This is a genomic window from Nocardia sp. CNS-044 (assembly GCF_059570515.1).
On the sequence record NZ_JCANSX010000013.1, the window covers coordinates 38774 to 57285 of the forward strand.

The window sequence follows — 18512 nt, forward strand, 5'->3', positions numbered from 1 at the left end:
CCGCTAACTCCTACTCACCCATCCCATGGGTCAATTAGCGGCACGCCCATCGGGCCGAAGTCTTTGACGTTTCGCGTGACGACCGTCATGCCGTGCTCGCTGGCCGTCGCGGCAATCATGGCGTCGCGTTCGGGGCGAGGGTCCGGCACGTGCAGCTGCGCGGCGCGGCGCGCGGTTGCCAGGTCCAGGTCGAGAATCCGGCCCGCGAATGCGTCGAGCACCTTGTCCTCCAGCCACATTCGCAGCCGCTTTCCCTGGGTCGAGTCACGTCGTTCGACCCGGCCGATGCCGACCTCGATTTCCATCACAGTGATGACGCTCAAATACAGCTCCGATGGCCTTCGCCCCGCGACCCAGGCCCGAACCGACTGATCCGCCACCTGCGACGATTTCCGCAGCTCACTGATGACGTTCGTGTCGAGCAGGAATGTCACAGCGTCGGCGCCTTCAGCTCGATACGCAGCGGAGCCGGATCGAAGTCGATATCGTCGTCCTCCATGCTCAACCGAGTCACCAGGTCCTGACTGTCCGCCCGCAACCTCCGATACTCCTCGATCGAGAGCAGCACGAAGGCATCTTCGCCGCGGTCGGTGATCACGACAGGACCATGGGACGCAGCGCGCTTGGCCGCACTGACGTCGCGGTTGAACTCACGAGCACTCATCGTGGTCATCGACACCATCCCTAGGTAGGTACATACCTACATTAGGGGATATCCCTTCGATACACCAGATCGTCATCCGCGGGACAGCGCTACCCGATCGAGCGGAGCGGAAGCGGCACCTCGGTAGCGCTGTGCCTGATCCGAACGCAGCGCGCCGGGAGATCAGCGGGGCGGGTGGCTACCCGAGCGAACTTCTTCGACGGTGCGGCCGATCATCTCGTGCACCGTCGCCGTCATGCGTTCGCGAGTGGTGGGTTTGGCGATGACCATGCGTGTGCCGAAAGTGACGTAGCGGCCGTCACCGTCGAAGTCCGTGATCTGGAAGTCCTTGCGGCCCTTGATGTGCCGGTTGTCGGCGCTGCCCCAGGGGTAGACGCCGACGTGGATGGTCGCGCGGACGGGGCGAGCGAAGAACTTCTCGAACTCCTCGCGCGGTGTCGGCCGCCACGCGTCGCGCACCGCGGGAGGCGGGCCCTCCAGTTCTTCGACCGGGATCGTCATCGGTTCGCGCTGTCCCGCAGGGTATTCCGGCAGCACATCGACGATCGCGCGAGCCACTCGGGCGGCGGGCAGGAACGTCAGCGTCACGTCGCCGTACCCGTCGCCGCTGTGTTCCTGCACGGCCAGCGCGCCGTGCTCGTCGTGCACGCCGGCGTGGGCGCGCAACTCACGGTCCCGCCGGACGCCGAGGTACCCCGCCAGCTCGATGCGCGCCTCGGGCGCGAACAGCACGTGCACCGCCCGCACCAGGTCGTCGTCGAGCTGCGGCCGCACCGCCAGCGCGGCCGCCTGCCGCAACCGCAGGCTGTCCGAGCGGTACTGGGTGGTGAACTGGTGGCGCAACGGATAGGGCAGCACGTCGCGGCCCGTGGATTCCCACAGCGTCCGGAATTCGAGCGCGGTGAACCGCCACTGTCGCACGGTATTCATGATCTCGCCCCATTCGGCCGCGTCGTCCGTGACTGTGCGGCCTGTCGAAAAACGCTCGTGCACAGGCGAACAGCGCTTCGTCTCACTCCCCGATCACCGGGGGCACCACCTTGGGCAGGTCCTTCAGCCCGGTCAGTTCCTCACCGTGTTCCCTGCTGATCAGGTAGTCGGGGATGCCCTTGCTCGACTCCTCCTCGGAGCGCCCGCCGCGCGCGCCGGGCGCTCCGAGACCGCCCAAACCACTCATCGCCGCGCGAGTCGCCGGACTCGCCGCCGAAGCCGGAGCGCCGGTGGTGGCCGTGAGCGGCACCCCGCGGATGGAGCCGCCGGGCGAGGGCACCCCGGGCGTGCCGCCCGGACCTGGCGGACCCGGGGTTCCCGGCCCCGGCCCGGGGCGATCGGGCAAGCCGGTCGGGTTCGTCGTGGGGGTGGACGCCGGAGTAGTCGACGCCGGATTCGTGGACGCCGGATCGGTCGAGGTCGGATCGGTTCCGCTCGGGTTTGTTTGATCCGAGTTGTCCGGGTCGTCGGTGGGGGTGTCCGGGTCCGGTTCCGGTTGGGTGCCGCCGCCCGGGCCGGGGCCGCCGGGGCCTGGTCCAGGGCCGCCCGGGCCGGGACCGGGACCGGTTGGCGGCGGATTATCACCGGGTTGCACCGGGTTGTACGGCTGCGGAAGGACCGGCACATTCGTGTCCGATTCCCGGATGACCGGAGCGAACACCGTCGTCAGCACCCGCAGCGCCTCGGCCTTCGCGGTGTCCTGCGCTTCGGAGTTGCTGCGCCAGCCGCGACCCGCGATCCACGAACGCGCGTTGTCCGTGAAGGACCGGTCGTCCGGTGCGTGTGGAACCAGCAGCTTCGTCGGTTCCAAACCTGTTTTGAGTTCGGCGAGTTTGTTGCTGGTGAGGATCGCCGCGTTGGGCAGCTGCGCGCCGTGGGTGGCGTAGTCGCGCACCCCCGCGACGGCGGCGTCGCTCGACGCGCCCTGCCACACTCCGTCCTCGGTCAGCCGGGTGATAGCGGCCGTGAAGGTGTTGAGCGAATCGCGAGCGCGATCGCCGACTGCCTTCCAGGCGGTGATCAGATCGCCGACGGCCGTCAGATTGATCGCGTCGACCTTGGTGCGCAGTGTGGCGACATCGTCCTTCTCGAACTCGTCCTGTTTCAGCACTTCCTGCGGGTGGAACGCGCCCTCGAAACCGGCATCGTCGGCTTTGCCACGGACATCCTCACGCTGCCGGTTGAATTGCCCCTGAATATCTCCCGGCCTGATCCCCGGTTCCCGCTCTTCGCCAGCGATCCAATCGGTCAGACCTTCCAGCATGGCGGAGCCCATATCCCCTGCGCTCCAACTGAACATGCCGCCGTTCATGCCCGTCACTGTGGGTCCCCCACGGAATCGATGATCGCGGTGATCGTCGCCGAATTCGTGTAGTCCTGGTTTTTGAGGCGCGCGATGGACATGGCCATGATGTCGCGCATGTCCGTAACTACTTCAACATCTTTCGTAATGATCGAATCGATCGAATTGTCAGTACCCGTGGCCTGCTTGCGGAACTTCCCGGCCAGCATGTCCGCCATGTCGAATCTACCGAAACCAGAGACGTTCTCACAGCGCCGGGCAAGCTTACGCAGCTCATTGAGGTCGTTGAGACGCTGTGTGCAGGCAGCTATCACATTAAGTGCCGCGGCCTCGTCATCGAGGTATAGCTCCCCGGCTCGAGCTTGCTCGGAAAAGCGCTGCCACAGCGACGCGGTTTCCTCCGCCATCGACTTACCCCCCGTTCATTTCGGTAAAACTGGAACGATCGACTCCCCAGCCCGATACAGAACCGCGCACGGATCCTCCGGGTTGTCTTCCGAAACATTGCCAAGGATCTGCAATTGCAGGACACCGCCCTGCGAAGTAGGGAACACGACATCACAGTCCAGATGCTTGGAAGCTCCCGCTACCCTGAACTGTCGGCCCTGTCGCCCAGCAACGGTGACATCTTGGAAATCGACGTTACCGGGCTTCTTTTCGAACTCCGCCACGGTCCGCCACGTCGAGTAGACCGTAATCGAGTACTTCTTCGCGTTCCAACTACAGATCTCCCACCCATGCTGATGCACCCCCGCGATCCCGCTCTCCTCCGTCGCCGGATCGACCCCAGCCGACCGCAACACATCATCGGGAATTCCGGTGCACGGGTTGAACAACGGCGCCTCCGCGGCGCTGGTACTGGTCGACGGTGACCCCTCGGTCGTCCCACCACAAGCAGCCACAACAGAGACGATCGCCGCCGCGACAACGACTCCCGCGATCCTGCGCGCCATGCCCTCCCCTTCGATCGCCGACTTCGACACCCGACTCTATCAGCCCACCAGCCCCAACCCCGACGGCCCGAACCCACCTCCGCGGTTCCGCGGCAAGGCGGGCGACCCGAACCACGGGCTGGTCGCTACGGTTGTTCCAATACGTCGAATGGAATGGTCGCCTCGACTGGATCGTCGAGGAGCAATACGCGTCGATGGACTGTGTGGGCAGCGTAGCGGCGACCGGACCAGTCGAGAAAGTATTCCTCGATCTCTTCGATGCGTTCTTCCTTCTGGTCCCGCCGGACGATCAGGTAGCGGGGAATGCCTGCTGTTGCGTACTGAATTCGCTTGTCGTTGATATCGGCATCAATGGTCGACTCGGAGGTGACCTCGACCACCAGCAGGATGTGCTCGCGCACGGTGTTGACGTCGTACGGTTCGCAGTCCCGGATACAGATGTCGGGGTAGCGAATGTTCAACCGCCGATCCGCCGTTGCGGATTCCGCGTCGGCGAATCGTGCGGCAACGTCGGAGTCCACCAGCATGCACGGCCCGCCGCCGCGCCGGGCCGCTTCCAGGATCCCTGCCAGCCGCCGGACCACCCGGCTGTGCACCGGGCTCCGAGCTACCAGCCGGACCACGCGCCCGTCGACGATCTCGATGTCACCGAGCTCGGCAGTCGCCCCTTCGGCGAACTCCTCGGCCGTCACACGCACGTCGAGAGCGCTCACACCGGACATCATTGCAGTTCGAATCGGACCCGACCACGGACTTGCCTTTCGCGGTGGTCCCGCCTGTGCTGATTGGCGTCCGCTTGCGAATCGGACCGAACCGCAACGGTCCTCGTGCGCGAGTGAATCTTGCAGCGCCCCGCAGGCGCGACAGGATCGCCTGGGTGAACTCAATACCTTCGGCGGCCATCAGCGCGGCGGGCTCGGACTGGCTGCCGCCCCGAATGCGCGAAGGGTAGCTCGATGATGCGCGACGCCGACCAGCGCGGGTACGGGCGACGCGGGGCTTGGCGGGTGCGATTGTGTTCGCGCACGACCACACCCGCGCCCGCTCAGGTTCGCGAACTCATGCATGTGGAACCTGCTGTCGGCTGAATCGTGATCGCTCGACAGGTTTCCTGTAGGATCAGCGCCCGAAGGGGGTGCAGTCCAATGTTCCGCTATAGCAATACGTTCACATGCTGCCGCAGCGATCGAACAGCGATCATTCGAGCCGATGCGGATGCTGCCCGGGCGCTCCGGACCAGGCATGGATGATTTCACCGTTGACCTCTCGAGTCTCGCGGGATTCGATTTAGACCTGCAGGATCTCGGAACGACCTTCTCGTCGAACGCCTCGCGTTTGCTGTCAGGTGTGCACCTGCCTGCAGGGTCGACTGGACTAATGGCTGATCTCGCGCCGTCGTTCGACAAATTTCAGAGTGTGGTGTCCGCAGCACAGCAGGCTGATTGGAGCGCAATCGGCGCTCTGTGCGCGAATCTCGCGACGGCGGCTACCAAGTACCAAGCGACCGACGACACCTTCGCGACCGCGATATCGGCGACGTCGACGAACCTCTTAGGGGAATCAGGTACGGCAGGTACGGCAGGTGGGCGTGAAGGCGTCAGCCGATTCGGCGCTCTGCAGCTTCCCAGCTTGCCCGAGGTTCCAGAGAACCAGTACATGATTCTGCAGGTGGTCAGTGCGAGTGTCGACCTAATCTCCAATTATGACGATCGACTCAGCGAAGCGGTCGGTGTCAGGCCGACATCTGCCTATCTTTCCCCGTTGGTAGCCGACTGGGAGGCTCTGCAAGCGATCGGCAAGCGGATCGACCTTCTCGGCATCAATGACTACGTCACCTCGGAGAATCTCGGCAACGGAATCAGATGGCTGCAAAGCAAGTGGTCTGGGGACGCGTCGCAGGCATTCAGCGCAAGCGTGACCACCCTGGGCCAGTCGATGGCTGGGCGAAGCACCGACCTCGAGATCGTGGCCAAGATCGTCCAGAACGCAGGCGAATGTCTCGAGCGGCTGGTCTACAATCAGGCGATAGGCCTGACTGCGGGAATTCTGCAGCCGATGACCTATTTTGGAATCACCTTCCCTCTCGGCATATGGGCGCCGTATATGAACCAGCCGATCAGAGAAACGATCAGGTCGGAAATCGCAGCGGCAGTCGAGGCACTGAAAAGATCGGCCGAGTCGAGGCAAAATGCCGTAGTGGCGATTGTCGAAAAGATCTCCCGAACCTTGGAATACTCACCTGGGCGGACGGCTCCGGCATTCAACGTAAGTGAATTCGAAATACCAAACAGGGTGGTCGTCGATGTGGGTTCCGTTAGATACGGCTTCGGTGACAATATCTGGTGGGAAGAGAGTATCGACTCTGCTATTCGACTAGCCACTTCCGATTAGTCTTTGCATCCTTCCGCAGGATCACGGTATCGCAATTGAAAACGAAAGAGGCAATGACAACGATCATCAGAGGGCTCTGATGGCTCCCGAGATCCCGGGACGGCCACCGTTTCCGCCCGCGGATGAGGGGCAAGGCCCACACGGTTCCCAACCATGGTATAGCAGATACGACGACTATAAGTTCCTGGATACAGTGATCATTGCGTCGGCTGGTGCGGACGCTGCGGGCCTGCCCAATGCTGGTCGTCATCTGAAACACTATCTCGGGAACACAGGTAAAGATCTTACCCTCGACCCGGATACGATTATGAATGACGACCCTGGACTGAAGCGGCGCGTCGACACTATAATTACCACACTCGTACGGAGCATCGCCGCGAGATCGGTAATAACTGGCGGCGACCGCGTGACTGCATCGTTCCAGTCGGGTTGGGAAGACTACACATTCACGAATAGAGATTGGTATCTCGCGATAGGTTCGATCGAAGCGTGCGCCTGTGGGGCTCTCACGGTCTATGAGCTGAATGCAGAACACGCAGAGCCTCGTATTACACTCGATTATCAAGTCCACCTATATGATCGCTACAATTGGGATGGAACGAAGAAGACGGAGATTGCTGGCGCGGAATGGTCTGATCGCGAGCTCGGCGCATTGCATACGGCTGGATTGGCGAAGGAATTCGATATGTACGGATCATCGACGATCAAGCACTACGAGGGGCCCCTACCTGCGAGTGGCTCAATCGACTTGCCTGCTGGGCCCGGGCACACTCCACCGCGATGACATGCTCACAGACCCGGATCCGGGAGGTATTCCGATGACAGCCTCGTGGTGGGCGCTTCGCGTTCTGGTCGTCGGCGTGATTGCTGCGGTATCGCTGGCCGGAACTGGATGCGGAAGCATCATCGATCGTGCGGCGGCGCCAGATGTCGAGACCTCGACCAGTCCAGAACTGGTACAAGAGGCACTCGAATTCGGTGGTTGGGTGATTCCCGCTGGCGGGAAGATTCTCTTGGTCGAAAGGCGGATCGTCCGCAACAGAAAGTATCTGATCGCCCTGCAGACGTCCCCCACCGATCTCGACTGGATGTTGGAGAAGTCCGGATTCGAAGCCTCTTTCGAAAAGGCGTATCCGCCTTTTCTCGCGGAGACGATTGCAGGGCCCGACCTAATGTCGTCGCCGAATGTTCGGTCAGCCCGGGATACGCTCGTTTCGTCGCCAGGAAAAGGTACGATCCGTCAAGTCGCGGTAGATGATCGTAGTCAGGATATTCGAATAGTCCACCTCGAGTTCCGCAGAGTATGACAGGCTTCGCCGAGTTGTCGGGCGAAACCACCAAGCCACCGCTGAGATCCTCCTTTTCAGTGGAGATGGTTTCGCATCCGGTCACTTCAGTCGCGGTGGCATGCCGCATCTCGGGGGGCGGATTCATCTTCGCATAGATCATCAGACCGATGAAAACCACTGGCAGGAGTATGACAACAGCAAGTGCGCTGTATGCGGTGAACCGCCCTAGCTTTCGCCTCCATCGCGTTACCGGCATGTGTAGGCTCCGTTTAGCAATTCGGAGGTTTTCGCGCACGAGCCCTCGTTCATCGCGAGGTATTCATACGGACCTAACCCTCCCCGCACGCGAATTTCGCAACCAGCACCAGCTTTTCGCCGCGGGATACTTCGTCGCGTTGGGTGTCCGACAGTCCGTCGGCTGTGCGTAGGGCGACTCCGCCGGCCACGCGATTGACGCTGATGTGACAACCGTCCGCGTATTTACCGTAAACAAGCCAGTGGACGCCCGGCGGACCAGGCCTGTCCATGTCGTCGAGTCTCGTACCAGGGGAGACTATGCGGTCCTGTGGTCGGTCGATCATGGGCCCGATGAAGACCTTCGAAACGACCAGGCGGTCGAGATTGGCCTTAGTGGTCGAGACGGCTTCGTATCCGGTCACTTCGGTCGCGGTGGCATGCCGCATCGCCGGGGGCGGGTCCAGCTTCGCACGTATCGTGCCCCAGATAAACAGGCCAATCAAGGCTGCGGGCACGATTACGACGACGGCAAGGATGCTGAATCCGGTGAACCGCCCGAGCTTACGCCTCCATTGGACTATCGACATGTGTAGGCTCCGTCTATCAGTTCGGAAGCTTTGACGTAAAAAAGCACAACGCCGCCCTCATCTGCCTGGCCCGGCGCCGCTGCGACGTCCTCTACGCCATGCTCAAAACCAAACAGCCCTACCAAAATCCGCTGGCCCCAGCATCGACGTGATGCCACGATCACGTGACATCACGTCATGACGACCTACGCTGAGAGGACGACGCCGCATGACCACGGATCTCCGCATCCGTTTCGCTGTCGACGATGAGGTGCTCTCGCGCCTCCACACCGACGCATTCGGCGGTGACCACGAGCCGAGCCCTTGGACAGCGCGCCTGGAACGGCACAGCAGGTCATGGGTCGGTGCGTTCGTCGGCGACCAGCTTGTCGGGTTCGTGCACGCGGTCTGGGATGGAGGTCGGCATGCGTTCCTCCTCGACACCATGGTCGCCCCCGACTTCCAGCATCAGCGCATCGGAACCAGCCTGGTCACGACACTCGTCAGCGACCTACGCGAACTCGGTATCGAGTGGCTCCACGTCGACTACGAACCACACCTCAACAGCTTCTACCGCGACAACTGCGGGTTCCGAACCACCAACGCCGGCCTACGACGACTGAACTGACACCGAACGCCACCACGGCACAACCAACCACGACCGATCCAGCTTGACCAACACCATAGGGACACCCCCCCAATTCGCCCTGCGCCCAAGCAGATTGAGATCCGCGCCCTCGACTCTACCAGGAGTTGCCATCGGAAGATCTGCTTGTGAGCTGGGCCCCGATACGGGACCCTGCGATCGCACAGCCATCCGATGTCAACCGAGGGCGATTCACTCGTCGTAGTGATAACGGCAGGAGATGATGACAACGACATCGTCATCAGCTCGGTACACCAGGCGGTGCTCCTTGGTAGCCCGACGAGACCACCACCCGGACAGGTTCTGTCGCAACGGCTCCGGCTTGCCTATTCCTTCGGCATTGCCGTTGCGGCGAATGTCCTCGATCAACCGGTTCACTTTTTTCGGAGTGGCCCGGTCCTCGGACTGCCAGTGGAGGTAATCCTCCCACCCGTTGGCGTCGAACAGAACCTTGCGGCTCATGCCTCGACACTTCCGTCATCGGTCAGGGGGCGCGGTTCGACCAGACCGCGCTCCACGTTGTCAATGGACTCCATCAGACGACGAGCATTCGCCCGACTACCCAGCAAGTAGGCCGTCTCTTTCAGGGCCTCGTATTCGCGCAGACTGATGACGACAGCAGGCTCTTTGTCACCACTGCGGGTGATGACGACCTCGTCGTTGTCCTCGGTGGCCGCATCGAGCACTGCCGCGAAGTTGGCCCGCGCCTCGGTGGCGTGCATAGCGCGCATGATGACCTCCACTCTGCGGCTCTGCCTACAAGCAGGCCCCACCACGTACTCAATTCGGTACAGACTTTGCCGTCTTCCATAGTTCGAACGGGTGCACTACTACTACGACGATGATCACGCCGCGGGGCCGATCAGCCGAGCCTGTCCAGGTCGACGAGGTCGGCGTTGCCGTGCTTGCGCAACTCCGACTCGGCGGTGCTGGTGCGCCGAAACGGATCCCCCTCCCCGGTGGTGAGCAGCCCTCGCAAGCTGCCGGTGACATAAGCACCCCAGGCGTTGGAACATACCTCGTAGCATTCGCCCGTCGGCACCAAACCCACATGGGTGAAACGCAGTTCGGTGCCCTCGGGGGTTTCGGTGATGTCGAAGACGACGTCGGTGTTCTCCCACTCGGTGGTGTCGGCGACGAACGCGAGCCACGAGTCGGTGACATGCCAGACCAAGCGGCGGCCAGGCACGGATTCGGTGGTCGTCATTGTGCAGCGATGGATGCCGGGTACCTCGAAAAGGTAGCTGTCGCCGACGGTTCCGGTGCTGCCCTCGATGGTCTCCGACCACCAGGCCCACACATCGTTGATGGCGGCGAACACCTCCGCGGGCGTCTTGTCGACGGCTATGGTGACGGTGAAATCGTTGTCGCTCATTGTCTTTCCTTCCCGCTCAGCCGTCCAGATGCCGGCGGAGCGCGTCCAGCGGGCCGTCCCAATCGCGTGCCAGGGCGGCCAGGAATTGTTGTGCCACCTGCATCGGTGCGGAGTCGAGGCGATAGCGCACGCGGCGCCGTTCACCGGGTTCGGCGATCACCAGACCCGCATCAGCCAGCAGGGCAAGGTGTTTCGCGATCGCCTGACGGGTGATGGGCAGACGATCGGCGAGGTCGGTCGCGGTGGCCGGTCCGTGCGCGGCGAGCGCGGCCAGCACCGACCGCCTGCTCGGATCGGCCAGCGCGACGAAGACCCGTTCGGCGGTGGCCTCCAGTTCAGGCCGCATCGAGGTACTCGACGAGCTCACCCAGCTCGCTCTTCCAACCATCGACGTTGCCCTCGAACGCCACCTTGTGCGCGTCGTCGGGCAGCTGCGCGAACCCGGACTCCACGACGGTGAGGCGGGTGCCGTCGCCGTGTGGTTCGAGGGTGAACTCCACGTAGGTGCGCCGCGGGTCGTCGTCGGGCAGCCCGTGGATCGGCCAGGTGTAGCCGAACACCGTTGGCTCCTCGACCCGCTCCACCCGCATGTGCGCCGCCGCGCCCTCGGTCCAGGTCATCCGCACGTCCCCACCCGGCCGCAGGTCGATCTCGGCGGTGTCGCCGAACCAGCTCGCCAGCCCCTCGGCGGTGGTGAGGGCCGCCCACACCTTCGCGGGCGGGTGGGTGAGCTCGATGGTCCGGGCGATCTGATCAGGGAATCCCATAGCGCCTCCTATATAGCAACCAACTGGTTGCATCAGACTATAGCAACCGGGTGGTTGCATCAAGGGGCGAAATTCCTACTGCGGTTCGCAGCATCTATCCAGCATTGGCAGGCGCCCGCCGAGCCGACCCGCCCGATCGAGAAGCTGCGCGCGGAGACCGTGCCGACATCGGGATGAAGTCGTCCCCCTCGGGCCGATCCGACAGGGAATCGAGGACGAATCGCAGAACTCGGGATCAGCAGGCGTCGCTGTGTGCCGGACTACCGCACTGCCCGATCACGCCGAGCAAACCGCGGCGCACGGGGTAGTGCGGCGGGGCGCTGCACTTCGGCTCGGCGGTGCTAGATTTCTGCGAATGTGCTTCAGGGCAAGGCTAATCGGGGGTATCGGCCTTGCGGTCGTCATCGGGATTTCCGTCGGCGGCTGCGCTTCCCCGAGGCAGACGAACTCCCTCGAGACCATCTCGACAACTATGAGGCGGGAGGCGACCACTTCGCGGTCACGATCGACCCCGAACGCCACGTCGTCTACGTCGCCAACCGCTACCACCGGACCGTGACGGCCATCGATACCGGAACGAGCGCCCTCGTCGCCACGATTCCGGTCGGCGACAACCCCCTGGCGTTGGCGGTCGACCCGAACACCCACCACCTCTGGGTCGTCAACGGGAACGACGTCACCGTCGTCGATACCGGCACCTACACCGTGACCGACACGATCACGGTCACCGACGACCCGCAGGGCATCGCCATCGTCCCTGGGACTCGCACGGCCTACGTGACCGATCTCGCGGCGCACTCCGTCACGCTCATCGACACCGAAAAGCGTTCCCTGTCAGGGACTGTCTCGCTGGGGCGTGACGTATCCGCGGCGATTGCGGTCGATCCGGCAGAGCACACCGTCTACGTCACCAATATGACGGACAGCGTCACCATGATCGACACCGAGAGCCGCCAGGTCACCGCGTCGCGCCGCGTGCGCCGGTCCGGAAGTTCCTCCATGGGTGGTATCGCCGTCGACCCGACGACCCATCATGTGTACATCCCGTTCGCCGAGCCCCGCCCGACCATCGAAGTTCTCGCGCCCGAGTAAGCGAAAACCGCAGCCACTCAGGCGAGTTGTTCGATGCGGGTGGCGAGTTCGGCGCCGGTCAAAGGTTCGCGGGCGATGACGGCGATGGTGTCGTCGCCCGCGATGGTGCCGACGATGTACGGGAGGGCGGCGCGGTCCAAGGCGCTGGCGAGGTAGTGGGCGGCGCCGGGTGGGGTGCGTAGGACGGCGATGTTGCCGCTGGCGTCGGTGGAGACGAGCAGGTCGCCGAGGAGTTTGGAGAGGCGGTCGGTGCCGCCGGTGACGCCGCGGACGGGGCTGCCGTCCTCGGGGACGACGTAGACGCCCGCGCCGCCGTCGGCCGCGCGGAGTTTCACCGCACCCAGTTCGTCGAGGTCGCGTGAGAGGGTCGCCTGGGTGGCCTCGATGCCTTCGGCGGCCAGCAGCGCGGCCAGTTCGGTCTGGCTGCGCACCGCGTGCGCGGAGAGCAGTTCGATGATGCGCGACTGTCTGCCCGCGCGGGTGCGGGCGATCGCGGGGCCCTTGCCGGGCACCGTCGCATCGATGCTCATGCCTGCGCCTCGCTGCCGCTCGGCTCCGGCATGCGCGATGCGCGCTGGCACATGATTCGCTCACTCCATTCGCTCATGCCGCCACTTCGCCGACGCTCGGTTCGGGCGTGCGAGGCGCGCTGACAGGTCGTTCGCTCGCTCATCGTCGCCTCCCCCCGCACCCCGGCGGTGCGTCGCCCGGTCACGCCGCACCGCCGCGTCTGCCCAGCAACCACACCAGCAGCGCCTTCTGCGCGTGCAGCCGGTTCTCTGCCTCGTCCCAGACCACGCTGTGCGGTCCGTCGAGCACCTCGTCGGTGATCTCCTCGCCGCGATGCGCCGGAAGGCAGTGCAGCACAACGGCATCGGGTTCGGCGTTGGCCAGCAGGGCGGCGTCGAGCCGGAACGGGCGGAACGGGCCGACCCGATCGAGCCCGTCGTTCTCTTGACCCATGGAGGTCCAGGTGTCGGTGACCAGCGCGTCGGCGCCCGCGGCGGCGGCCACCGGGTCGTCGGTCACGGTGATCGTCGCGCCGGTCTCGGCGGCCCGCTTGCGCGCGGCCTCGAGGATCCACGGCAGCGGCTCGAAACCCGTTGGCGCGGCGATGGTCACGTTCAACCCCGCGGTGACGCCGCCGAGCAGCAGCGAGTGCGACATGTTGTTCGCGCCGTCACCGAAGTAGGTGAGGTTGCGCCCGGTCAGGTCGCCCTTGCGTTCGCGCAGGGTGAGCAGGTCGGCGAGCACCTGGCACGGGTGGAACTCGTTGGACAACGCGTTCACCACCGGAACCGTTGCCGCCGAAGCCATTTCGTCCAAGCGGACCTGCTCGAAGGTGCGCCAGACGATGGCGTCGACATAGCGGGAGAGCACCCGCCCGGTGTCGGCGAGAGTTTCCTCGCGCCCCAGCTGGGTGTCGCGGCCGTCGACCACCACCGCGTGCCCGCCGAGCTGGGCGATGCCCATCTCGAAGGAGAATCGGGTGCGGGTGGAGTTCTTCTCGAAGATCACGCCGACCCCGCGCGGCCCCTCCAGCGGGCGCTGCGCGAAGGGGTTCTTCTTGAGCGCCGCTGCCAGCGTGAGGATTTCGGCTTGTTCGGCGGGCGAGACGTCGTCGTCGCGCAGGAAATGCCGCAGCTCGCTCATTACGGGGTCTCCTTCGCGTCCGCCGCCGCGCCGTCCAGGATCAGCGGCAGGTCGGCGACGAAATTGTCGGACTGGGTCTCGGTGAGCACCAAGGGCGGCGCCAGCCGGATGACATTGGGCTTCGGCGCGTTCACCAAGTAGCCCGCCTCCCTGGCCCGCGCCTCGACCTGCGCCGAAACATCTTGGGTCAGTACGATTCCCAGCAGCAGACCCGCACCGCGCACGTGATCGACCAGCGGGTGCTGGAGCAGTTCGATGCCGTCGCTGAGCCGCTTGCCGACCGATTCGACGTGGGCGAGCAGATCGGTCTCGTCGATGGTGCGCAGCACCGCGAGCGCGGCCGCGGCGCACACCGGGTTGCCGCCGAAGGTGGTGCCGTGCAGGCCCGGCGTGAGCAGCTCGGCCGCCCGGCCGTTGGCCAGCACCGCGCCGATCGGCATACCGCCGCCGAGGCCCTTGGCCAGCGTGATCACGTCGGGCACGATGCCGACGGCCTGATGCGCGTAGAACTTTCCGGTGCGGCCGATGCCGGTCTGCACCTCGTCGAGCACCAGCAGCGCGCCGTGTCGCGCGGTGATCTCGCGCGCCTTGACCAGGTAGTCGATCGGCGGGACCACCACGCCGCTCTCCCCCATCATGGGTTCGAGGAACACCGCGGCGGTCTCGTCGTCGACCGCCGCCTCCAGCGCGGCCGCGTCGCCGTAGGGCACGTGCACCACGCCGGGCGGCATCGGCTCGAACGGCGCCCGCTTGGACGGCTGGCCGGTGAGCGCCAGCGCGCCCATGGTGCGGCCGTGGAACGCCTCCTCACAGGCGACGATCTTGGTCCGCCCGGTCAGCCGCGCGATCTTGAACGCGGCCTCGTTGGCCTCGGTGCCGGAGTTGCAGAAGAACGCCTTGCCCTCACCGTCGCCGAAATGCGCGAGCAGCCGCTCGGCCAGTTCGATGACCGGTTCGCTGGCATACAGATTCGAGACGTGACCGAGGGTGCCCAGCTGCTGGGTGACCGCGGCGAGGATCGCCGGGTGGGCGTGGCCGAGGCTGTTGACCGCGATACCGCCGAGGAAATCGACGTAGCGCTTGCCGTCCGCGTCGTAGACCACCGCGCCCGCGCCGCGCACCAGCGCGACCTTCGGCGTGCCGTAGTTGTTCATCAACGCGGCGGACCACCGCTGCTGCAATTCGTCGACAGTACTCATGATTTCGTTCCGTTCGGTGCGCCGGTCCCGGCCGGGGCGGGCGTCACCATCGTTCCGATTCCTTCTCCGGTGAACAGCTCGAGCAGGACCGAGTGCGGGACCCGTCCGTCGATGACGTGCGCGGTCGGCACCCCGCCGAGCACGGCGCGCAGGCAGGCTTCCATCTTGGGCACCATGCCCGCGTCGAGGCTCGGCAGCAAGGCGGCCAGCTCGACGGCGTCGATGCGGCTGGTCAGCGAGGAGCGGTCGGGCCAGTCGGTGTAGAGGCCCTCCACGTCGGTCAGCACGACCAGTTTCTCGGCGCCGATGCCCTCGGCGAGCGCGGCGGCGGCGGTGTCGGCGTTGATGTTGTGCACCACGCCGTCCGCGTCCGGCGCGATGGTGGAGACCACCGGGATGCGCACGGCGCCGATCAGGTCGAGCACCGCGTCCGGGTTGACCTCGGTGACGTCGCCGACCAGGCCGATGTCGGTCGCCTCGCCGTCCACGTCGACGGTGCGCCGGGTCGCGGTGAACAGTTTGGCGTCCTCACCGGAGATGCCGACCGCGTAAGGCCCGTGCGCGTTGATCAGCCCGACCAGCTCGCGACCGACCTGACCGAACAGCACCATCCGCACCACGTCCATCACCTCGGGCGTGGTGACGCGGAAGCCGCCGCGGAATTCCCCTTGCAGGCCGAGCTTTTTCAGCATGGCGCTGATCTGCGGGCCACCACCGTGCACCACCACCGGGTGCACGCCGACGGTGCGCAGGAACGCCATATCGGCGGCGAAGGCCCGCTTGAGCTCGTCATCGATCATGGCGTTGCCGCCGTACTTCACCACGACGATCTTGTCGCGGAACTTCTGCAGCCAGGGCAGTGCGTCGGCGAGGACGTGCGCCTTGTCCAGTGCCGAGAGTTCGTGGATCGCGGAACCGGTCATGAGCTGTAGGCCGAATTCTCTTCGACGTAACCGTGCGAGAGGTCGGTGGTGCGGACCATGGCCGTGCCGTCGCCGACGTTGAGCTCGATCAGCACCGCGATGTCCGCGCCGGACAGGTCGACCTGGCGGGCGCCGGGCGCTCCGACGCTGTCGACGCAGACCGGATTGCCGTTGAACGACACCGAGATTCGGTTCGGGTCGAGGGTGATCGGCGCGATGCCGACGGCGGCGAGCACCCGGCCCCAGTTCGGGTCGGAGCCGAACAGCGCGGTCTTGACCAGGCTGTCGCGGGCCACCGCGCGCGCCGCGATCAGCGCCTGTTCCTCGTCGACCGCACCGGTGACGGTGATCGTCACCCGCTTGGTGACGCCCTCGGCGTCGGCCATCAGCTGGGCGGCCAGGTCGTCACAGACCGCGAGCACCGCGGCGTCGAGTTCGTCCTGCGCCGGGCTGACCTCACTGGCGCCGTTGGCGAGCAGCAGCACGGTGTCGTTGGTGGAGCAGGAACCGTCCACGTCGAGCCGATCGAAGGTGAGCCGGGTGGCGTTGCGCAGCGCCTTGTCGAGCTGTTCGGCGCTCACCGCGGCGTCGGTGGTCAGCACGACGAGCATGGTGGCCAGCGAGGGGGCGAGCATGCCCGCGCCCTTGGCCATGCCGCCCACGTTCCACTTGTCGCGGTGATGGAAGGCGGCCTCCTTGGGCACGGTGTCGGTGGTCATGATGGCGTAGGCCGCGTCCGCGCCGCCGGACATGCCGCCGCCCATCTCGTGCACGATCTCGGTGATCCCGGGAAGCACCTTGTCCATCGGCAGCCGGTCGCCGATCAAACCCGTTGAGCAGACGGCGATCTCACCGGCGCCGGTCTCGGTGCCCCAGTTGCTCAGCGCCTCGGCGAGCTTCTCGGCGGTCTGGTGGGTGTCCTGGAAGCCGCCGGGACCGGTGCAGGCGTTGGCGCCACCGGAATTGAGGATCACGGCGCGCAACCGGCCGGACTTCAGCACCTGCTGCGACCACAGCACCGGAGCGGCCTTGACCTGATTGCGGGTGAACACACCCGCGGCGGCGTATTCCGGGCCCTCGTTGAACACCAGCGCCAGGTCCGGTTTACCGCTGGCCTTGATGCCCGCCGCGATGCCCGCGGCGCGGTAGCCGAGCGGCGCTGTCACGCCCTGGGTGCGGACCAGCTTGCCGTTCGCGCTCTCAGCGGTTGTCGTCACGGTGCCACTCCTACGGTGGAAAGTCCTTCGGTCTCATCGAATCCGACGGCCAGGTTCATGGATTGGACTGCGGCGCCCGCGGTGCCCTTGGTCAGGTTGTCGATCGCGCCGATCACCACGAGCAGTCCGGCGTCGGCGTCCACCGCGACCTGCAGCGTGACGGCGTTGGAGCCGAGCACCGAACCGGTCTGCGGCAGCACGCCTTCCGGCAGCAGGTGCACGAAAGGCTCGTCGGCGTAGGCCTTTTCGTAGACGGCGCGGGCCTGCGCGGCGTCCACCGCGGTCGGCGCGGTGCAGGTGGCCAGGATGCCGCGCGGCATCGGGGCGAGCACGGGCGTGAACGACACCGCGACGTCGACGCCGCCCGCGGCCTTCAGGTTCTGCGCGATCTCCGGGGTGTGCCGGTGCGCGCCCGCGATGTTGTAGGCGCGGGCCGAGCCCATCACCTCAGAACCGAGCAGGCCGACGTCGGGCTTGCGGCCCGCGCCCGAGGTGCCGCTCACCGCGACCACTGTCACCTGCGGTTCGATGATTCCCGCGGCGACGGCGGGCGCTAGGGCCAGGCTGGCGACCGTCGGGTAGCAGCCGGGCACCGCGATCCGGGTCGCGCCGCGCAGCGCGTCCCGCCCGCCGGGCAGCTCGGGCAGACCGTAGGGCCAGCTGCCCGCGTGCGGGCTGCGGTAGTACTTCTCCCAGGCGTCGGCGTCGCGCAGCCGGTAATCCGCGCCGCAGTCGATGATCACGGTGGACTCGGGCAACGCCTGCGCGATGGCGGCGGACTGACCGTGCGGCAGGCCGAGGAAGACCACGTCGTGGCCTGCCAGCTCCTCGGCGGTGGTCGGAGCGAGCACTCGGTCGGCCAGCGGCAGCAGATGCGGCTGGTGCTCGCCGAGGGTGGTTCCGGCGTTCGAACCCGCGGTCAGCGCCCCGACCTCGAGGCGCCCGGCTCGGTAGCGTGGATGGCCGAGCAGCAGGCGCAGCACCTCGCCGCCCGCGTACCCGCTCGCACCGGCAACAGCAACCCGCAACGGGGGCGCATCCGAATCAGCCATGAAATGATTATGCACGATTATGCAATCCCATTCATGGACGGGGTGCGACGAGCGTTCGAACTCGCGATGCCGAGTTCCCCGCGGACGGGTTCGGCGGCGGGCAGACCGACACCCTCGCCACCGCGATGGACAGCACGAACGTCACCCACGGCACGTGGTTACCCACCGCGGGCGGAAATATCGATCCGATTCCGG

General features: G+C 65.5%; 23 protein-coding genes. 4 read left to right on the forward strand and 19 right to left on the reverse strand.

Features of this window, described 5'->3' with window-relative positions:
• Window positions 1-14: 14 nt before the first annotated feature.
• The 7 genes from T333_RS32450 to T333_RS32480 form a co-directional block, all read right to left on the reverse strand.
• Window positions 15-434 carry a type II toxin-antitoxin system VapC family toxin gene (locus T333_RS32450; RefSeq protein ID WP_496426874.1) on the reverse strand — a complete coding sequence of 140 codons (420 nt, stop codon included), beginning with the start codon at window positions 432-434 and terminating at the stop codon, window positions 15-17.
• Complete coding sequence (locus tag T333_RS32455; RefSeq protein WP_355004005.1) at window positions 431-673, reverse strand: type II toxin-antitoxin system Phd/YefM family antitoxin; 243 nt, start codon at window positions 671-673, stop codon at window positions 431-433. Before T333_RS32455 ends, T333_RS32450 begins: the two co-directional genes overlap by 4 nt.
• 153 nt (window positions 674-826) lie before the next feature.
• Window positions 827-1594 carry an ESX secretion-associated protein EspG gene (locus tag T333_RS32460; RefSeq protein ID WP_496426875.1) on the reverse strand — a complete coding sequence of 256 codons (768 nt, stop codon included), beginning with the start codon at window positions 1592-1594 and terminating at the stop codon, window positions 827-829.
• 82 nt (window positions 1595-1676) lie between these two features.
• Window positions 1677-2966 carry a hypothetical protein gene (locus T333_RS32465; RefSeq protein WP_496426876.1) on the reverse strand — a complete coding sequence of 430 codons (1290 nt, stop codon included), beginning with the start codon at window positions 2964-2966 and terminating at the stop codon, window positions 1677-1679.
• Between the two features lie 5 nt (window positions 2967-2971).
• Window positions 2972-3364 (reverse strand): hypothetical protein, encoded by a 393-nt coding sequence (locus T333_RS32470; RefSeq protein ID WP_496426877.1) that lies wholly within the window; start codon window positions 3362-3364, stop codon window positions 2972-2974.
• Window positions 3365-3379: 15 nt separating this feature from the next.
• Window positions 3380-3910, reverse strand: a complete 531-nt coding sequence (locus T333_RS32475; RefSeq protein ID WP_496426878.1) for a DUF3558 domain-containing protein — start codon at window positions 3908-3910, stop codon at window positions 3380-3382.
• A gap of 125 nt (window positions 3911-4035) precedes the next feature.
• The gene (locus T333_RS32480; RefSeq protein ID WP_496426879.1) at window positions 4036-4635 is read right to left on the reverse strand and encodes a Uma2 family endonuclease; all 600 of its coding nucleotides are present in this window, start codon (window positions 4633-4635) and stop codon (window positions 4036-4038) included.
• Window positions 4636-5119: 484 nt separating this feature from the next.
• On the opposite strand from T333_RS32480, the gene T333_RS32485 reads away from it, so the two are divergent.
• Window positions 5120-6301: a hypothetical protein gene (locus T333_RS32485; RefSeq protein WP_496426880.1), complete on the forward strand. Its 1182-nt coding sequence runs from the start codon at window positions 5120-5122 to the stop codon at window positions 6299-6301.
• An 818-nt stretch (window positions 6302-7119) separates the two neighbouring features.
• On the forward strand, window positions 7120-7608 hold the full coding sequence (locus tag T333_RS32490) for a hypothetical protein (RefSeq protein ID WP_496426881.1): 489 nt from the start codon (window positions 7120-7122) through the stop codon (window positions 7606-7608).
• Between the two features lie 311 nt (window positions 7609-7919).
• On the opposite strand, the gene T333_RS32495 is transcribed toward T333_RS32490, so the two are convergent.
• Window positions 7920-8414: a hypothetical protein gene (locus tag T333_RS32495; protein WP_496426882.1), complete on the reverse strand. Its 495-nt coding sequence runs from the start codon at window positions 8412-8414 to the stop codon at window positions 7920-7922.
• 208 nt (window positions 8415-8622) lie between these two features.
• Between T333_RS32495 and T333_RS32500 the strand changes: the two genes are divergently transcribed.
• Window positions 8623-9021 (forward strand): GNAT family N-acetyltransferase, encoded by a 399-nt coding sequence (locus tag T333_RS32500; protein WP_496426883.1) that lies wholly within the window; start codon window positions 8623-8625, stop codon window positions 9019-9021.
• A gap of 210 nt (window positions 9022-9231) precedes the next feature.
• Here T333_RS32500 and T333_RS32505 read toward each other — a convergent pair whose 3' ends face one another.
• The 5 genes from T333_RS32505 to T333_RS32525 all read right to left on the reverse strand — a co-directional run bounded on the left by T333_RS32505 (window position 9232) and on the right by T333_RS32525 (window position 11181).
• The gene (locus tag T333_RS32505) at window positions 9232-9501 is read right to left on the reverse strand and encodes a Txe/YoeB family addiction module toxin (protein WP_496426884.1); all 270 of its coding nucleotides are present in this window, start codon (window positions 9499-9501) and stop codon (window positions 9232-9234) included.
• Window positions 9498-9761 (reverse strand): type II toxin-antitoxin system Phd/YefM family antitoxin, encoded by a 264-nt coding sequence (locus T333_RS32510; RefSeq protein WP_496426885.1) that lies wholly within the window; start codon window positions 9759-9761, stop codon window positions 9498-9500. The genes T333_RS32505 and T333_RS32510 overlap by 4 nt, the downstream gene beginning before the upstream one ends.
• Before the next feature lie 140 nt (window positions 9762-9901).
• The gene (locus T333_RS32515; RefSeq protein WP_496426886.1) at window positions 9902-10414 is read right to left on the reverse strand and encodes an SRPBCC family protein; all 513 of its coding nucleotides are present in this window, start codon (window positions 10412-10414) and stop codon (window positions 9902-9904) included.
• Between the two features lie 16 nt (window positions 10415-10430).
• On the reverse strand, window positions 10431-10760 hold the full coding sequence (locus T333_RS32520) for an ArsR/SmtB family transcription factor (protein ID WP_355004020.1): 330 nt from the start codon (window positions 10758-10760) through the stop codon (window positions 10431-10433).
• On the reverse strand, window positions 10750-11181 hold the full coding sequence (locus tag T333_RS32525; protein ID WP_357255980.1) for an SRPBCC domain-containing protein: 432 nt from the start codon (window positions 11179-11181) through the stop codon (window positions 10750-10752). The genes T333_RS32520 and T333_RS32525 overlap by 11 nt, the downstream gene beginning before the upstream one ends.
• A 357-nt stretch (window positions 11182-11538) precedes the next feature.
• On the opposite strand from T333_RS32525, the gene T333_RS32530 reads away from it, so the two are divergent.
• A complete protein-coding gene (locus tag T333_RS32530) occupies window positions 11539-12273 on the forward strand; it encodes a YncE family protein (protein WP_496426887.1) in 735 nt (244 codons plus the stop codon).
• A gap of 17 nt (window positions 12274-12290) precedes the next feature.
• Here the strand turns inward: T333_RS32530 and T333_RS32535 are convergent, their stop codons facing one another.
• From T333_RS32535 to argC, 6 genes are all read right to left on the reverse strand, one after another.
• Complete coding sequence (locus T333_RS32535) at window positions 12291-12803, reverse strand: arginine repressor (RefSeq protein WP_496426888.1); 513 nt, start codon at window positions 12801-12803, stop codon at window positions 12291-12293.
• A gap of 181 nt (window positions 12804-12984) precedes the next feature.
• Window positions 12985-13926 carry an ornithine carbamoyltransferase gene (argF, locus tag T333_RS32540; RefSeq protein ID WP_496426889.1) on the reverse strand — a complete coding sequence of 314 codons (942 nt, stop codon included), beginning with the start codon at window positions 13924-13926 and terminating at the stop codon, window positions 12985-12987.
• Window positions 13926-15125: an acetylornithine transaminase gene (locus T333_RS32545; RefSeq protein WP_496426890.1), complete on the reverse strand. Its 1200-nt coding sequence runs from the start codon at window positions 15123-15125 to the stop codon at window positions 13926-13928. Before T333_RS32545 ends, argF begins: the two co-directional genes overlap by 1 nt.
• Window positions 15122-16048, reverse strand: a complete 927-nt coding sequence (gene argB, locus T333_RS32550; RefSeq protein ID WP_496426891.1) for an acetylglutamate kinase — start codon at window positions 16046-16048, stop codon at window positions 15122-15124. Before argB ends, T333_RS32545 begins: the two co-directional genes overlap by 4 nt.
• Window positions 16045-17265, reverse strand: coding sequence for a bifunctional glutamate N-acetyltransferase/amino-acid acetyltransferase ArgJ (gene argJ / locus T333_RS32555; protein WP_496426892.1), 1221 nt, complete (start codon window positions 17263-17265; stop codon window positions 16045-16047). Before argJ ends, argB begins: the two co-directional genes overlap by 4 nt.
• Complete coding sequence (argC, locus tag T333_RS32560; protein WP_357255989.1) at window positions 17262-18317, reverse strand: N-acetyl-gamma-glutamyl-phosphate reductase; 1056 nt, start codon at window positions 18315-18317, stop codon at window positions 17262-17264. The genes argJ and argC overlap by 4 nt, the downstream gene beginning before the upstream one ends.
• Window positions 18318-18512: the final 195 nt, after the last annotated feature.

Bases quoted from the DNA above. Each gene is read 5' to 3' on its own strand.
- T333_RS32505 (WP_496426884.1), bottom strand. From the start codon at position 9,501: ATGAGCCGCAAGGTTCTGTTCGACGCCAACGGGTGGGAGGATTACCTC.
- argC (WP_357255989.1), bottom strand. From the start codon at position 18,317: ATGGCTGATTCGGATGCGCCCCCGTTGCGGGTTGCTGTTGCCGGTGCG.
- T333_RS32515 (WP_496426886.1), bottom strand. From the start codon at position 10,414: ATGAGCGACAACGATTTCACCGTCACCATAGCCGTCGACAAGACGCCC.
- T333_RS32485 (WP_496426880.1), top strand. From the start codon at position 5,120: ATGCGGATGCTGCCCGGGCGCTCCGGACCAGGCATGGATGATTTCACC.
- T333_RS32545 (WP_496426890.1), bottom strand. From the start codon at position 15,125: ATGAGTACTGTCGACGAATTGCAGCAGCGGTGGTCCGCCGCGTTGATG.
- T333_RS32465 (WP_496426876.1), bottom strand. From the start codon at position 2,966: ATGAACGGCGGCATGTTCAGTTGGAGCGCAGGGGATATGGGCTCCGCC.
- T333_RS32495 (WP_496426882.1), bottom strand. From the start codon at position 8,414: ATGTCGATAGTCCAATGGAGGCGTAAGCTCGGGCGGTTCACCGGATTC.
- T333_RS32525 (WP_357255980.1), bottom strand. From the start codon at position 11,181: ATGGGATTCCCTGATCAGATCGCCCGGACCATCGAGCTCACCCACCCG.
- T333_RS32490 (WP_496426881.1), top strand. From the start codon at position 7,120: ATGACAGCCTCGTGGTGGGCGCTTCGCGTTCTGGTCGTCGGCGTGATT.
- T333_RS32500 (WP_496426883.1), top strand. From the start codon at position 8,623: ATGACCACGGATCTCCGCATCCGTTTCGCTGTCGACGATGAGGTGCTC.
- T333_RS32475 (WP_496426878.1), bottom strand. From the start codon at position 3,910: ATGGCGCGCAGGATCGCGGGAGTCGTTGTCGCGGCGGCGATCGTCTCT.
- T333_RS32510 (WP_496426885.1), bottom strand. From the start codon at position 9,761: ATGCACGCCACCGAGGCGCGGGCCAACTTCGCGGCAGTGCTCGATGCG.
- T333_RS32460 (WP_496426875.1), bottom strand. From the start codon at position 1,594: ATGAATACCGTGCGACAGTGGCGGTTCACCGCGCTCGAATTCCGGACG.
- T333_RS32535 (WP_496426888.1), bottom strand. From the start codon at position 12,803: ATGAGCATCGATGCGACGGTGCCCGGCAAGGGCCCCGCGATCGCCCGC.
- T333_RS32470 (WP_496426877.1), bottom strand. From the start codon at position 3,364: ATGGCGGAGGAAACCGCGTCGCTGTGGCAGCGCTTTTCCGAGCAAGCT.
- T333_RS32480 (WP_496426879.1), bottom strand. From the start codon at position 4,635: ATGATGTCCGGTGTGAGCGCTCTCGACGTGCGTGTGACGGCCGAGGAG.
- T333_RS32455 (WP_355004005.1), bottom strand. From the start codon at position 673: ATGACCACGATGAGTGCTCGTGAGTTCAACCGCGACGTCAGTGCGGCC.
- argF (WP_496426889.1), bottom strand. From the start codon at position 13,926: ATGAGCGAGCTGCGGCATTTCCTGCGCGACGACGACGTCTCGCCCGCC.
- argB (WP_496426891.1), bottom strand. From the start codon at position 16,048: ATGACCGGTTCCGCGATCCACGAACTCTCGGCACTGGACAAGGCGCAC.
- T333_RS32520 (WP_355004020.1), bottom strand. From the start codon at position 10,760: ATGCGGCCTGAACTGGAGGCCACCGCCGAACGGGTCTTCGTCGCGCTG.